The organism is Curtobacterium sp. MCBA15_008 (assembly GCF_001865065.1).
Taxonomy (GTDB): Bacteria; Actinomycetota; Actinomycetes; order Actinomycetales; family Microbacteriaceae; genus Curtobacterium.
This window is the reverse complement of the sequence record NZ_MJGN01000016.1, coordinates 51,739-64,395: the sequence shown is the minus strand read 5'-3', so window position 1 is coordinate 64,395 and position 12,657 is coordinate 51,739. Positions and strand designations below refer to the sequence as shown.

The 12,657-nt window shown below is 72.1% G+C and carries 14 protein-coding genes and 1 riboswitch; of the genes, 8 read left to right on the top strand and 6 right to left on the bottom strand.

The window, feature by feature from the left end:
• Window positions 1-29 precede the first annotated feature (29 nt).
• The 3 genes from BIU96_RS08450 to glyA all read right to left on the bottom strand — a co-directional run bounded on the left by BIU96_RS08450 (window position 30) and on the right by glyA (window position 2,754).
• On the bottom strand, window positions 30-479 hold the full coding sequence (locus BIU96_RS08450; protein WP_071292167.1) for a hypothetical protein: 450 nt from the start codon (window positions 477-479) through the stop codon (window positions 30-32).
• Window positions 480-544: 65 nt separating this feature from the next.
• The gene (locus BIU96_RS08445; protein WP_071292166.1) at window positions 545-1,468 is read right to left on the bottom strand and encodes a bifunctional 5,10-methylenetetrahydrofolate dehydrogenase/5,10-methenyltetrahydrofolate cyclohydrolase; all 924 of its coding nucleotides are present in this window, start codon (window positions 1,466-1,468) and stop codon (window positions 545-547) included.
• Window positions 1,465-2,754: a serine hydroxymethyltransferase gene (gene glyA, locus BIU96_RS08440; RefSeq protein ID WP_302847723.1), complete on the bottom strand. Its 1,290-nt coding sequence runs from the start codon at window positions 2,752-2,754 to the stop codon at window positions 1,465-1,467. The genes BIU96_RS08445 and glyA overlap by 4 nt, the downstream gene beginning before the upstream one ends.
• Before the next feature lie 52 nt (window positions 2,755-2,806).
• A riboswitch (ZMP/ZTP riboswitch) is annotated at window positions 2,807-2,892 on the bottom strand.
• Between the two features lie 37 nt (window positions 2,893-2,929).
• Here glyA and clpS point away from each other — a divergent pair.
• The 7 genes from clpS to nagA all read left to right on the top strand — a co-directional run bounded on the left by clpS (window position 2,930) and on the right by nagA (window position 8,316).
• Window positions 2,930-3,217, top strand: a complete 288-nt coding sequence (clpS, locus tag BIU96_RS08435; RefSeq protein WP_071292165.1) for an ATP-dependent Clp protease adapter ClpS — start codon at window positions 2,930-2,932, stop codon at window positions 3,215-3,217.
• On the top strand, window positions 3,214-3,690 hold the full coding sequence (locus BIU96_RS08430; protein ID WP_071292164.1) for a DUF2017 family protein: 477 nt from the start codon (window positions 3,214-3,216) through the stop codon (window positions 3,688-3,690). Before clpS ends, BIU96_RS08430 begins: the two co-directional genes overlap by 4 nt.
• Window positions 3,691-3,801: 111 nt before the next feature.
• Window positions 3,802-4,227 carry a MarR family winged helix-turn-helix transcriptional regulator gene (locus BIU96_RS08425; RefSeq protein ID WP_071292163.1) on the top strand — a complete coding sequence of 142 codons (426 nt, stop codon included), beginning with the start codon at window positions 3,802-3,804 and terminating at the stop codon, window positions 4,225-4,227.
• A 25-nt stretch (window positions 4,228-4,252) separates the two neighbouring features.
• On the top strand, window positions 4,253-5,719 hold the full coding sequence (locus BIU96_RS08420) for an MFS transporter (RefSeq protein ID WP_368072972.1): 1,467 nt from the start codon (window positions 4,253-4,255) through the stop codon (window positions 5,717-5,719).
• Between the two features lie 176 nt (window positions 5,720-5,895).
• Window positions 5,896-6,765 (top strand): formyltetrahydrofolate deformylase, encoded by an 870-nt coding sequence (purU, locus tag BIU96_RS08415; RefSeq protein ID WP_071292162.1) that lies wholly within the window; start codon window positions 5,896-5,898, stop codon window positions 6,763-6,765.
• Between the two features lie 7 nt (window positions 6,766-6,772).
• A complete protein-coding gene (locus BIU96_RS08410) occupies window positions 6,773-7,171 on the top strand; it encodes a YrdB family protein (RefSeq protein ID WP_083402760.1) in 399 nt (132 codons plus the stop codon).
• The gene (gene nagA / locus BIU96_RS08405) at window positions 7,168-8,316 is read left to right on the top strand and encodes an N-acetylglucosamine-6-phosphate deacetylase (protein ID WP_254786040.1); all 1,149 of its coding nucleotides are present in this window, start codon (window positions 7,168-7,170) and stop codon (window positions 8,314-8,316) included. The genes BIU96_RS08410 and nagA overlap by 4 nt, the downstream gene beginning before the upstream one ends.
• Before the next feature lie 6 nt (window positions 8,317-8,322).
• On the opposite strand, the gene BIU96_RS08400 is transcribed toward nagA, so the two are convergent.
• From BIU96_RS08400 to BIU96_RS08390, 3 genes are all read right to left on the bottom strand, one after another.
• Window positions 8,323-8,784 carry a GNAT family N-acetyltransferase gene (locus tag BIU96_RS08400; RefSeq protein WP_071292279.1) on the bottom strand — a complete coding sequence of 154 codons (462 nt, stop codon included), beginning with the start codon at window positions 8,782-8,784 and terminating at the stop codon, window positions 8,323-8,325.
• A 204-nt stretch (window positions 8,785-8,988) separates the two neighbouring features.
• Complete coding sequence (locus tag BIU96_RS08395; RefSeq protein ID WP_071292161.1) at window positions 8,989-9,624, bottom strand: TetR/AcrR family transcriptional regulator; 636 nt, start codon at window positions 9,622-9,624, stop codon at window positions 8,989-8,991.
• A 94-nt stretch (window positions 9,625-9,718) separates the two neighbouring features.
• Entirely contained in the window at window positions 9,719-12,166 is a 2,448-nt protein-coding gene (locus tag BIU96_RS08390; protein ID WP_254786038.1) for a GH92 family glycosyl hydrolase, read from the bottom strand.
• A gap of 297 nt (window positions 12,167-12,463) precedes the next feature.
• Here BIU96_RS08390 and BIU96_RS19805 point away from each other — a divergent pair.
• The coding region (locus BIU96_RS19805; protein WP_175477496.1) for a hypothetical protein at window positions 12,464-12,657 on the top strand (194 nt) is incomplete at its 3' end.

Below are 12,657 nucleotides of genomic sequence, written 5' to 3'. Positions count from 1 at the left end.
ACCTCTTGGGACCGGTCGTCGGAGCGCGTTCAGCCGGTGTAGTCCGCGTACCGGACGTGCTCCACGACGTTCCCGAGGACGAACGGGTGCGTCCGACCGTGCTCGACGGCCCACTGCAGCCACGCCATCTGCGCCGGCATGAGCAGCCAGACGAGCACTGTCGTCCCGAGCACGCCCGCGAGCGCCAGGCCCATCACGGTGTGCTCGTCGAACCGACGGGCTCCGCGGCGGGCGATCGCCACGACGAACCCGACGACCGCGAACCCGACCGTCAGCATCGTCCACCCGAGCGACGGGTGGGACACGAACGAGTACTGCTGCCCGGCGTGCTGGGCGTCCAGGCTCCAGGTCGACCCGGGCTGCTGGAACAGGATGCACAGCAGCACGATGACGACGAGCCAGCGGGCGTCCTTCGTCAGCTGCGACGGTTCGGGTCGCGGTCGCAGGACCGGCTCGGTCAGCAGTCGTTCTTCCCCCATGGCGAGACCGTAGCACCAGGCCGAGACTCGGTGCGGCGTCGGCGAATCGGACCGCGGCCCGCGCGCTACTTCAGGTGGCGCTCCGCGGCCTCGACCACGTTCTTCATCAGCATCGCCCGCGTCATCGGCCCGACGCCACCGGGGACCGGCGACATGAAGCCCGCGACGGACGCCACGGCCGGGTCGACGTCCCCGCGGAGGCGAGCCTTGCCGGTCTCCTCGTTCACGATGCGGGTGATGCCCACGTCGATGACCGCGGCACCGGGCCGCACCCAGTCCGGCTGGACCAGGCCCGCGACCCCGGCCGCCGCGACGACGATGTCGGCACGTCGGCACTCGGCCGCGACGTCGGCGGTCAGCGAGTGCGTCAGCGTCGCCGTGGCCTCGAGGCGGGTGAGCAGCAGGCCGAGCGGGCGCCCGACGGTCAGGCCCTGCCCGATGATCGTGACGTGCGCACCCCGGATCGGGATGTCGTACGCCTCGAGCATCGCCACGATGCCGCGCGGGGTGCACGGCAGCGGGGCGTCGATCGTGCCGGCGCCACCGGGCACGGCGAGCACGAGTTCACCGAGGTTCGTCGGGTGCAGGCCGTCGGCGTCCTTCGCCGGGTCCATCAGCTCGAGCATCGGGGTGGGGTCGATCCCCTGCGGCAGCGGGAGCTGGACGATGAACGCGGTGACCCGGGGGTCGTCGTTCATCTGCAGGATCGCGGCACGGATGTCGGCGGCGGACGCGGTGGCGGGCAGGTCGATCCGATGCGAGTCGAGCCCGATCTGCGCCGAGTCGCGGTGCTTGCCCGCGACGTAGGACAGCGACCCGGGGTTCTCGCCGACGAGGATCGTGCCGAGCCCCGGCCGGATGCCGTGCTCGTGCAACCGGTCGATGCGGACGCGCAGCTCGTCGAGCGTCCGGGCAGCGAGGGCGGTGCCGTCGATACGGACGGCACTGCCCTCACCAGCCCAGAGGGAACGGGGGAGCGCGCCGCTCACGCGTAGAGCGGGAACGCGTCGGTCAGGGTCTTCACCCGGGCCGAGAGCGCCGCGATGTCGGGGTTCGGCATGAGCGTCAGCGCGATGATGTCGGCGACCTCGGCGAACTCGGCGTCGCCGAACCCGCGGGTGGCCAGCGCCGAGGTGCCGATGCGGACACCCGAGGTCACCATCGGCGGACGCGGGTCGAACGGCACGGAGTTCCGGTTCACGGTGATGCCGACCTCGTGCAGCAGGTCTTCGGCCTGCTTGCCGTCGACCTCGGACGTCCGCAGGTCGACCAGCACGAGGTGCACGTCGGTGCCACCGGTCAGGACGTCGATGCCGGCGGCCTTCGCGTCGTCGGCCGTCAGACGCTCGGCGAGCGCCTGCGCGCCGCGGATGGTGCGCTCCTGGCGCTCCTTGAACTCCGGCGTGCCGGCGAGCAGGAACGCGGTGGCCTTGGCGGCGATCACGTGCATGAGCGGACCGCCCTGCTGGCCCGGGAACACGGCCGAGTTGAGCTTCTTGAACAGCGACTCGTCGTTGGACAGGATGATGCCGGAGCGGGGGCCGCCGAGGGTCTTGTGCACCGTCGAGGACACCACGTGAGCGTGCGGCACCGGGGACGGGTGCAGGCCGGCGGCGACGAGGCCGGCGAAGTGCGCCATGTCGACCCAGAGCTTCGCGCCGACCTCGTCCGCGATCTCGCGGAACTTGGCGAAGTCGAGCTGCCGTGGGTAGGCGGACCACCCGGCGATGAGGACCTGCGGCTGGTGCTCGATAGCCTTCGCGCGGATGTCGTCGTAGTCGACCTCGAACGTCTCGGGGTCGACGCCGTACGCGACGGCGTTGTAGATCCGGCCGGAGAAGTTGAGCTTCATGCCGTGGGTCAGGTGCCCGCCGTGCGCGAGCTCGAGGCCGAGGATCGTGTCGCCGGCCGAGGCGATGGCGTGCAGGACGGCTGCGTTCGCGGTCGCGCCGGAGTGCGGCTGCACGTTGGCGTACTCGGCACCGAAGAGCGCCTTGGCACGGTCGATGGCGAGCTGCTCGGCGACGTCGACGTACTCGCAGCCGCCGTAGTAGCGCTTGCCCGGGTAGCCCTCGGCGTACTTGTTGGTGAGGACGGAGCCCTGCGACTCGAGCACGGCGCGCGGCACGAAGTTCTCGGACGCGATCATCTCGAGGGTGTCGCGCTGGCGGCCGAGCTCCTGCTCGAGGACGCGTGCGATCTCGGGGTCGACCTGGCTGAGGGGGGCGTTGAAGGTGGTGGTGTCGGCCGCGGGGGGCAGATCGGTGATGGACACGGGACTCCTCGTTGTCTGTCCGTCGCGCGCGTGCACGACGAGGTGGACGGTGGGGCGCGGCCCAGGCGTACGGCCGCGCACCGTGTCAGGTGTCGCTTCCCGATGGTGACCCATCCAACGCCAGTCGCGACCCCACGATCGTACCGAGGCCGCCCGTTCGTGTCACCCTGGTTCCATGACCATGCTGACGCCCGACGTGGACGAGCGCACGAGCGTCCGACCGGACTCCCCCTGGGTCGCGGTCGTGTGGGACGACCCGGTGAACCTGATGTCGTACGTCACCTACGTCTTCCAGCAGTACTTCGGGTTCCCGCGCCCGAAGGCGGAGCGGCTGATGCGGCAGGTGAACGACGAGGGCAGGGCGATCGTCGCGACCGGCCCGCGCGAGGCGATGGAGGCCCACGTCGAGGCGATGCACGGCTACGGCCTGCAGGCCTCCGTGGACAAGGCCCCGACCACGTGATCCCGTTCGTCCGCCGCGCCGACGGCGTCCACCTCGGCATGTCCTCCGGCGAGCGCTCCGTCCTCACGTCGCTCACCGAGCAGCTGCAGCAGGTCCTCGCCGGCGACCTGGCGTCGGACCCCGTGGCGGTCCGGATGTTCCCGGACGCGTACCCGCAGGACGAGGACGCGAGTGCCGAGTTCCGCCGGTTGACCGAGTCGGACCTGGTCGCGCAGAAGACCACGAACGTCACGACGGTCCACGAGTGGCTGACCGGTGCGCGCGACGGTGCGTTCGGTGCGGAGGACGAGCAGGCTTGGCTCCGCTGCCTGACCGATCTCCGCCTGACGATCGCGGACCGGCTGGGCATCGTGGACTCGGCGAGCGAGGAACAGTCGTACCGGTCCGACTCGGGCGTCGGGCTGCGGGACGTCTACGACTGGCTCGGGTACGTGCAGGAGCACCTGATCGAGACGCTCACCGCCGTCCGCTGACGTGCGTCCGGTGGGTCGCCGGCCTGGAGGCACGACTCACCTTCCGGGACCGGCTCACCTGATCGACAGGAAGCCTTGCAAGTCCTCCTGCTGAAGTAGTACCGTCGCGGTATGGCTTCCCCGAGCGCGCGCGACCTCGCCAGCGACCTGCTGACGATCTACGGGCGCATCCGCCGGACCCTGCTCACCGGCAAGTCCGACGAGGTCACCGCCTCGCAGACCGCCGCGCTCGGACGGCTGCTCCGGCACGGCGAGAGCACCACCGCCGACCTCGCCCGGGCCGAGGGCGTCCGTCCCCAGTCCATGGGCGCGACGATCCAGGCGCTCGTCGACCTCGGACTGGTCGAACGCCGGCAGGATCCCGCCGACGGCCGACGCACCCTGGTCCGTGCCACCCCCGCGGGCGCCTCCGCCCGCGAGGACGCGTGGGCCGCGCGCAGCCGTGTCCTGACGGAGCTGCTCGGCACGCTCTCCCCCGAGGACCGCGAGACCGTCGCGCGCTCCCTCGCCATCCTCGAAACCCTCGTCGAACCGTGACCCCCCGGAGCGGCGACCCGCGCACCTGACGCGAGCCGCGCCTCCAGGCCGTCACGACGCGACCACGTCGCAAAGGCAGCACACCACGTCCACCGCAACCACCCCGACACCCGTCGTCCCCTCCGGCAGCACGGGGAGCGGCTTCGGCCCGAAGCTCCTCGTCCCCGTCCTGGTCGGGCCGCTCCTCAACCCGATCAACACGACCATGGTGTCCGTCGCGCTCGCCCCGATCTCCCGTGATCTCGGGATCGGTGCCTCGCAGGCGATCTGGCTCGTCGCCGCGCTGTACCTGGCGAGTGCGATCGCGCAGCCGACGATGGGCAAGCTCGCCGACCGGTTCGGGCCGAAGAAGGTCTTCCTGACCGGGCTCGTCATCGTCGGGATCGCCGGCGTGGTGCCCGAGTTCCTGACCGGGTTCGGCGGCGCGGTGTTCGCCCGGGTGCTCATCGGCATCGGGACCTCGTCGGCGTACCCGGCGGCGCTCACGACGCTCCGGCAGCACTCGCTCCGCATCGGGAAGCCGACGCCGTCGCTCGTGCTCGGCGCCCTGTCCATCACCTCGCTCGTCTCCGCTGCGGCCGGGCCACCCCTCGGCGGCGCGCTCATCGCCGCGTTCGGCTGGCACGCGATCTTCCTGGTCAACGTGCCGCTCGCCGTGTTCGGGATCGTCGTGGCCGCGCTGTGGCTGCCGTCCGACCGGCTGCGCCCGCGCCCCGACGAGGGCCTGCCCGTCCTGACCTCCCTCGACCCGCTCGGCCTGCTGCTGATGACCGGCACGGTGTCGGCGCTGCTCGTGTTCCTGCTCGACCTGTCGGCCGGTCTCTGGTGGCTGCTCGGCGTCGCGGTCGTCCTGCTCGTCGCGCTCGTGCTGTGGGAGCTGCGCGCCGTGAAGCCGTTCATCGACGTGCGGATGCTCGCGCGCAACGGCGCCCTGTCGCGGACGTACGTGCGACTCTTCCTGGCCTACGTGCTGGCGTACACGGTGACCTACGGCTTCTCGCAGTGGGTGCAGGACGTCGCGGGGTACTCGAGCGACGTCGCCGGGTACCTGCAGCTGCCGGCGGCGATCGTCGCCGGCGTCGTGTCGTTCCTCGTCGCGCGGAAGACCGCCGTGCGCGGGCCGCTCATCGTCGCGGCCGTCGTGCCGATCGTCGGCGGGGTGCTCCTGCTGCTACTCCACGCCGGGTCGCCCGTCTGGCTGCTCCTGCTCGCGCCGGCGCTGTTCGGGGTGCCGCAGGCCCTGGCGTCCGTGTCGAACCAGGCGGCGCTGTACCGCGTGCTGCCCGCGGAGTCCATCGGCACGGCGGCGGGGCTCTCGCGGACGAGCGTCTACATCGGGGCGATCGCGGCGTCGTCGCTGATCGGTGGCGTGTTCGGGCAGGCTCCGACGACGCCGGACCTGCACGTGCTCGCGTGGGTGATCGTCGGGGTGGCGGTGCTCCTGAGCGTCCTGACGATCGGGGACCGGGCGCTGGGGCGGCGCGCGGCGTAGCGCCGCCTGCGCCGCGCCCCGCGCACGCACACGCACCCGCCGCCCCGTCGCCCGCCGGCCCGTTGAGGGAGCAGGAATCGTCGGGTCCACACGCCGCACCCGACGATTCCTGCTCCCTCGACCGCGCGACTCCGCGCCGCGCCCGCCGCACCGCCCCACCCCGGTACCCTGATCCGGTGACCGACCCGACGCCCGCGACCCCCACGCACTGGACCCTCACGCTGGTCTGCGACGACCAGCCCGGGATCGTGCACGCCGTCTCCGGAGCGGTGGTCGCCGCACAGGGCAACATCACCGAGTCGCAGCAGTTCTCGAGCGTCGACACGAACACGTTCTTCATGCGCCTGCAGGTGATGGCGCCGGTCGACCGCGCCGCCTTCGAAGAGGCCCTCGCACCCGTCACCGAACGCTACGACGCCCGCGTGCAGCTCGACGTCGTCGGCCGGCCGCTGCGCACCCTCGTGCTCGTGTCGAAGGCCGGCCACTGCCTCAACGACCTGCTCTACCGCCAGCGCGGTGGGCAGCTGCCGATCGAGGTGCCCCTCGTCCTGTCGAACCACGCCGACCTCGCCGAGCTCGCGTCGTTCTACTCGGTGCCGTTCGAGCACCGTCCGGTCACCGACGCGGAGTCGAAGCGGCAGATGGAACAGCGCATCCTCGACGCCGTGGAGGAGCACGACATCGAACTGGTCGTCCTCGCCCGCTACATGCAGATCCTGTCGCCGGAGCTCTGCGCGGCGCTCGAAGGTCGCGCCGTCAACATCCACCACTCGTTCCTGCCCGGCTTCAAGGGCGCGAACCCGTACCGGCAGGCGCACGCCCGCGGCGTGAAGCTCATCGGCGCGACGGCGCACTACGTCACGAGCGACCTCGACGAGGGGCCGATCATCGAGCAGAACGTGGTGCGGGTCGACCACACGAAGGACCCCGCCGACCTCGTGTCGATCGGCCAGGACGAGGAGTCCCGCACGCTCACCCAGGCGGTGCGCTGGATCGCAGAGGACAGAGTCCTCCTCGACGGCGCCCGCACGATCATCTTCAAGTAGGACCCGCATGTCAGCACCGCAGTCCCCCGTCGACTGGGGAGAGACCCCGGACCCGCACGCGATCCGTCCGCGCCGGCTCGACGGCTGGCGCGTGCTCCGCATCCTGGTGTGCACGTTCGGCCTGCTGTCGCTGGCGACGTGGGGCTACTTCGCGTGGCCGTTCCCGATGCCGGCGATCCTGTTCATGATCGGTGCGCCGGTGTTCGCGGCGCTGGTCTGGTACTTCTTCCGCTCGCCCGCCTCGCCGATCGAGACGGACGTGGTCGGGAAGACCATCGTCGAGGTCGCCCTGGTGGTGGCCGCCGGTGGCTGCTGGATCTCGATCGGGCACCCCGTGGTGGGGCTCGTCTTCATCGTGGTTGCGGCCCTGTCCGGTGTGGTGCAGTTCCGGAAGGAGACCCGGTGAACGGCCTGGAGGCACGCAGCACCCTGGTCCGGTCGGCCCACCTGGTCGACGGGGCCGGGTCCACGGCGGACGGCTGGGTCCTCGTCGCCGGTGACACCATCCGGGCGGTCGGCTCCGGCGCCGACGCCCCCGCTGCGGACCAGGTCGTCGACCTCGGCGACGCGGTCCTGACGCCCGGCTTCACCGACCTGCACGGGCACGGCGGAGCGACCGAGGCGTACGAGGACGAGTCCTTCGCCGACTCGCTCGCGATGCACCGGTCGCACGGCACGACCCGCTCGGTGCTGTCGCTCGTCGCGAACCCGATCACCGCACTGGCGGCGTCGCTGCGACGGGTCCGTGCCGTGATGGCCACCGACCCGCTCGTGCTCGGCGTGCACCTCGAGGGGCCGTTCCTCTCCCCGCACAACAAGGGCGCCCACAACGAGTCGTTCCTCGTGTCGCCGACGCCGGCCGCCGTCGATGCCCTGCTCGAAGCCGGCGAGGGCGTCATCCGCCAGGTCACCATCGCGCCCGAGCTGCCGGGCGCGCTCGACGCCGTCCGTCGCTTCGTGTCGGCGGGCGTGGTCGTCGCCGTCGGGCACACCGTCGGCACGTACGACCAGGCCCGCGCCGCGTTCGACGCCGGCGCGACGGTGCTCACGCACGCGTTCAACGCCATGCCGGGGCTCCACCACCGGGCGCCCGGGCCGATCGGCGCCGCCGTGGCCGACGACCGCGTCACGCTCGAACTCATCCTCGACGGGGTGCACGTGCACCCCGTCGTCGCCTCGATGCTGATGCGTGCCGCACCGGACCGGGTCGCCCTGATCACCGACGCCATGGGGGCTGCCGGTGCGGCCGACGGGTCCTACCGTCTGGGCTCGCTCGACGTCACGGTGACCGACGGCGTCGCGCACGTCGCCGGGACGGACACCATCGCCGGCTCGACGCTGACGCAGGACGTGGCCCTCCGGAACGCGGTGACGCGTGCGGGGCGGACGCTGCCCGAGGCCGTGGCCGCCCTGACGAGCGTGCCGGCCGCTGCGCTGGGGCTCGGCGACCGTCTGGGCCGTCTGGCGCCCGGGTTCGCCGCCGACCTCGTGGCGCTGTCGCCGTCGCTCGAGGTGCAGCGCGTCTGGGGCGCGGGACTCCCGCTCGCCTGAGGTCGATCAGAGCGGTCGCGCGAAGCAGATCGAACCGGCCTGCTCGCGGTAGGGGCCGAACGGCCGGATCCGCTGGAACCCGTGCCGCAGGAACAGGTTCACGGCGTGCGGTTGCAGGATCCCCGTCTCGGCCACGACCGCCGGCGCCTGCAGTTCCTCCGCCTGCGCGAGCAGTTCGAGCAACAGTGCGTCGCCGATGCCCCGGCCACGCCGGTCCGGCCGGACGAACAGCCGCCGGATCTCGAACACCCCGTCGCCCGCGGCGGTGAGCGACCCGGTGCCGAGCGCCGTCCCCGTCGTGTCCCGCGCGAGCACGTGTGCGGCTGCTGTGGCCTCGGTGAGCGGCCGACCGACGTCCGCTGGACGACCGTAGATCCGGTCGACCTCGATCCGGGCAGCAGCACGGAGCCGCACGGCGTCGTCGTGGTCGAACCGGTCGGCCGTGACCGAGAACGGCAGGGGCTGCATCGTGGGACGTTCCTCGCTGACGGTGCGTCGTCGCACTGCCGGGTGGGTCGGTGGGTGGTCGTGCTGGATGCGTGCCGCCGCTCGAACCCGACGAGCGGCGGCACGGGTGCGCGATGTCACTCGAACCCGAATCGAGTGGTGTCGCGCGCAGACGGCGAGCGCCTGCCCTCGGACAGCCCTCCTGTCCGTGGTCTGTCGTCGGGCTCAGCCGACGGAGTCGAGGTCCCACACCGGGGCGACGTAGGTCCGCGACCACCCCTCGCGGAGCCGTGTGACCGCGCGGTCGAACGCCTCGAGCAGGTCCATGTCCGGACGGACCATGGACTGCAGCTGCAGCCCCTCGTAGGTGGCGAGCAACTGCTCGGACCCGCGCGCCGGCTCCATCGTCCGCGGCTCCCGCCCGAGCAGGACGTCCCGCTCGAGGGAGTGCTGCACGAACGCGTGGAACCGTCGCCACCGAGCGTGCAGCATCGGTGCCAGGGGGTGCTCCGGCGACGCCGCGATGTTCAGCGTCGCGGTCAGGAACCGCATGAGCGAGGGGTCGGCGATGTTCGCGGTGACGATCGCTCGGAGGAAGGGGACGGTGCCGCGCTGCTCGGCGAGGGGCATGAGCGGTGCGGTCCGCTGGTCGTTCCACCGGTCGATGGTCGCGAGCAGCAGGCCGTCCCAGCTCGGGAAGGTGCGGTCGACGACCTCAACCGGCTCACCGGCTTCGGCGGCCACGACGGCCGGGGTCACCTCGTGCAGCGGACGGGTCCGGAGCGCGTGGATCATCCCCTCCACGACCGTCGATCGGAGGGACGCTGCATCCGACGGGTGCGGCGGCGATTCGATGTGCATGCATACATACGACCAGCGCGTCACCGATGAGAGGTACCCCCAGAACAGGAACGTACGTTCTCTGGACAGGTACCCCGCACGGCGATCGACCAGCTCACCGGTCGACCGGACGCCCCCGCGCCCCGCTCGCCCACGCGGTGTCCGCGGTGGCCCCGACCTGCAGCGACAGCGTGCCGCCCCGCGTCACGAACGACGCCGGCACCCACGACCGGTCGAGCGTCCGCCCGTCCAACCGCGCACCCTGCACGTACGGCTCCGTCCCCGAAGACCGGATGACGATCCGCTGCCCGCTCGACCGGCGGATGTCGACGGTGTTGAACGTCGGGCTCCCGACGAGCATGTCGGCCCGTCCCGGCGTCTGCGGGTACAGCCCGATCGACGCGAAGACGTACCAGGCGCTCATCGTCCCGAGGTCATCGTTCCCGGGCAGCCCGTCCGGACCGGTGCCGTAGGCGTCGTCCACGACCTGCCGGACGGTCTCCTGCGTCTTCCACGGCTGGCCGAGCGCGTTGTACATCCACGGTGTGTGGATGTCGGGCTCGTTCGTCGGGTCGAACTTCGTGGCTTCGCCGCCGGTCACGGCCCAGTTGCCGGACGCGTCGTGGAAGAAGGCGTCGAGCCGGGCGACCGCGGCGGCGTCGCCACCGAGGGCCGTCGACAGCCCGCTGACGTCCTGCGGCACGAGCCACGTGTACTGCGCGCTCGTCCCCTGCGCGAAGCCGACACCGGTCGCGGGCGACCAGTCGGGCGTCCACGATCCGTCGGCCTGTCGCGCGGCCTGGTACCCGACTGCCGGGTTGAACGTGTTCTTCCAGTAGGTCCCGCGCTCCGCGAACATCCGGGCGTCCGAGCGCAGCCCGAGGGAACCCGCCCAGTACCCGAGCGCGCTGTCGGAGATCGAGTCCTCGAGGGTCTCGGCCGCACCGCCCCAGCACGAGCAGTCGTCGTTCGCGGCGTAGTGCCGCTGCAGGTACTCGTCGAGTGCGGGTCGTTGCGCCAGGCACTGACCCGGGCACCCGATGTCGCTCTCGGCGTCGGCGTTCTCGACCGTCGCCTGCCGCCGGAGCGAGTCGTAGGCGGCTCGGACGTCGAAGTTCCGGACGCCCATGGCGTACCAGGTCGCGAGCGTCGCCGCGGAGGGGTCACCGGTCATCACGTGGGTCGGTGCGCCGAGGTGCAGCCACCGGTCCCACACCCCGCCGTTCTGCTGGGCGAACCGCAGCATCGACTGCGCCATGTCCCCGGCGACGTCGGGTCGCAGCAGCGCGAGCAGCTGGATCTGCGCCCGGTACTGGTCCCACCCGGAGTAGGTGCCGTAGACGGCCCGGTGCCCGCGGTCCATGCGGTGCACCCGCTGGTCCGGGCCGAGGTAGCGGCCGTCGCGGTCGTTCAGCGTGTTCGGCTGCATGAGCGCGTGGTAGACGGACGTGTACAGCTGGGTGGTCCGGTCCGCCGTCCCGCCGCCGACCCGGATGCGGGACAGTTCCCGGTTCCAGGAGGCGCGGGTCGCCGCCGCCACACTGCTGACGGTCGCGTGCCTGGTCACCTCGCCGTCGCGGTTGGCGGCTGCTCCTGCTGCGCTCACGTACGAGATGCCGATCTTCGCGTGCACGGTGGCACCGTGACGCGCGTCGAACCCGACCCACGCGCCGGAACCGCGTCCGGCGCGGTCGGCGCCGGTGAGGTACCCCTCCCCGCCGGAGGAGGACGTGCCTCCAGGCTGGACCGTCCCGTCCTTCCAGGTGCCGGTGCTCGTGAAGGCGCGGTCGAAGGTGGCGGTGAAGAACAGGCGGTAGTAGCTGCGGCGGTCGGGGTTGGTGGCCCCGCCGCCGTTCGCCCGGCGGCTGCAGAAGCCGCCGGTCAGGACGCTGCCGCTCACCGTGCGGGTGCGGGCGTCGACGCGGGTGGTGGCGGCCTCGCTGCCGTTGATCGAGTTCGAGGTGCGGAAGAGCAGGTTCGCGGCCTTCCCGGCGGGGAACGCGAACTCGCCGATGCCGGCGCGGGTGGTGACGGCGAGGTCGGTACGGACGCCGTTGTCGAGCGTGACGCCGTAGCGGCCGGGGCTCGCCGACTCGTCGTCGTGCGAGTACCCGGCGGCGTAGACCGCGTCGGTGCTGTCGGCCGACGGCGACGTCGTGACGGGGGTCGTCACCGGCATGATCGGCACGTCGCCAGCGGCTCCCGGTGCGCAGCCGGCGCCGTTCAGGTGCGTCAGGCTGAACCCGCGCAGCCGGTCCACGTCGTACGAGTAGCCGTTCGCGACCGGGGTCGAGGTCTGGTCGCCCGCAGTGCCGGTCGGGCTCCACTGCAGCATGCCGAACGGGGCGGTGGCTCCCGGCCAGGTGTTGCCGTCGCCGCTCGTCCCGATGAACGGGTCGACGTACCGCGCCGGGTCGGAGACGGTCCGGCCGACCTGCGTGGCGGGCGACGCCGTGGCAGGAGCCGCGACGATCCCGGTGCCCAGCAGGGCGGCGATCGTGGCCACCGCGGCGAGCGGGAGCGGGCGGACGAGCGGGCGACGGTGCACGCGAGAACGGTTCACGTCGGCGACGCTAGCCCCCTCGGACGGGGGACGCGCGATCGGTCACCGACCCCTCCCCTGCTGTTCACCTCGACCGATCTGCAGCGGATGCTGGTGGACGTCTCGGTCAGGGCGTACTGTTCGCAGCATCCAGCCCGGACCCCGCTGACGTCGGGACGGGTCGGCGCCGCACGGGTTCGTGGCCCGCCTCGAGCTCGCTCACTCGTGGCCGCAGACGCCGATGCCGGCCGCGGTCTTCGCCACCCGATCCGAACACGGCGATCCGGGTCGGCCGCTCGGCTCCACCAAGGACCGGCCATGCACCACACGCTCGTCACATCGCACGCGCTCGACACCACCGCGGTGCTCATCATCGTGATGGCGGCGACCAGCGGCTGCACCATGCCAGCGACCGAGGACACGCTCGCGACGCCGGAGTCCTCCGGCGCCGGACCGCCAACGGCGGCGTCGACGGGCTCGTCCGCATCGTCCGGCTCGTCCGCGTCGTCGGG

Coding starts and splice junctions, on each gene's coding strand:
- BIU96_RS08450 (WP_071292167.1), bottom strand. CDS start 479: ATGGGGGAAGAACGACTGCTGACCGAGCCGGTCCTGCGACCGCGACCC.
- clpS (WP_071292165.1), top strand. CDS start 2,930: ATGACCATGCTGACGCCCGACGTGGACGAGCGCACGAGCGTCCGACCG.
- BIU96_RS08425 (WP_071292163.1), top strand. CDS start 3,802: ATGGCTTCCCCGAGCGCGCGCGACCTCGCCAGCGACCTGCTGACGATC.
- BIU96_RS08410 (WP_083402760.1), top strand. CDS start 6,773: ATGTCAGCACCGCAGTCCCCCGTCGACTGGGGAGAGACCCCGGACCCG.
- BIU96_RS08400 (WP_071292279.1), bottom strand. CDS start 8,784: ATGCAGCCCCTGCCGTTCTCGGTCACGGCCGACCGGTTCGACCACGAC.
- BIU96_RS08395 (WP_071292161.1), bottom strand. CDS start 9,624: ATGCACATCGAATCGCCGCCGCACCCGTCGGATGCAGCGTCCCTCCGA.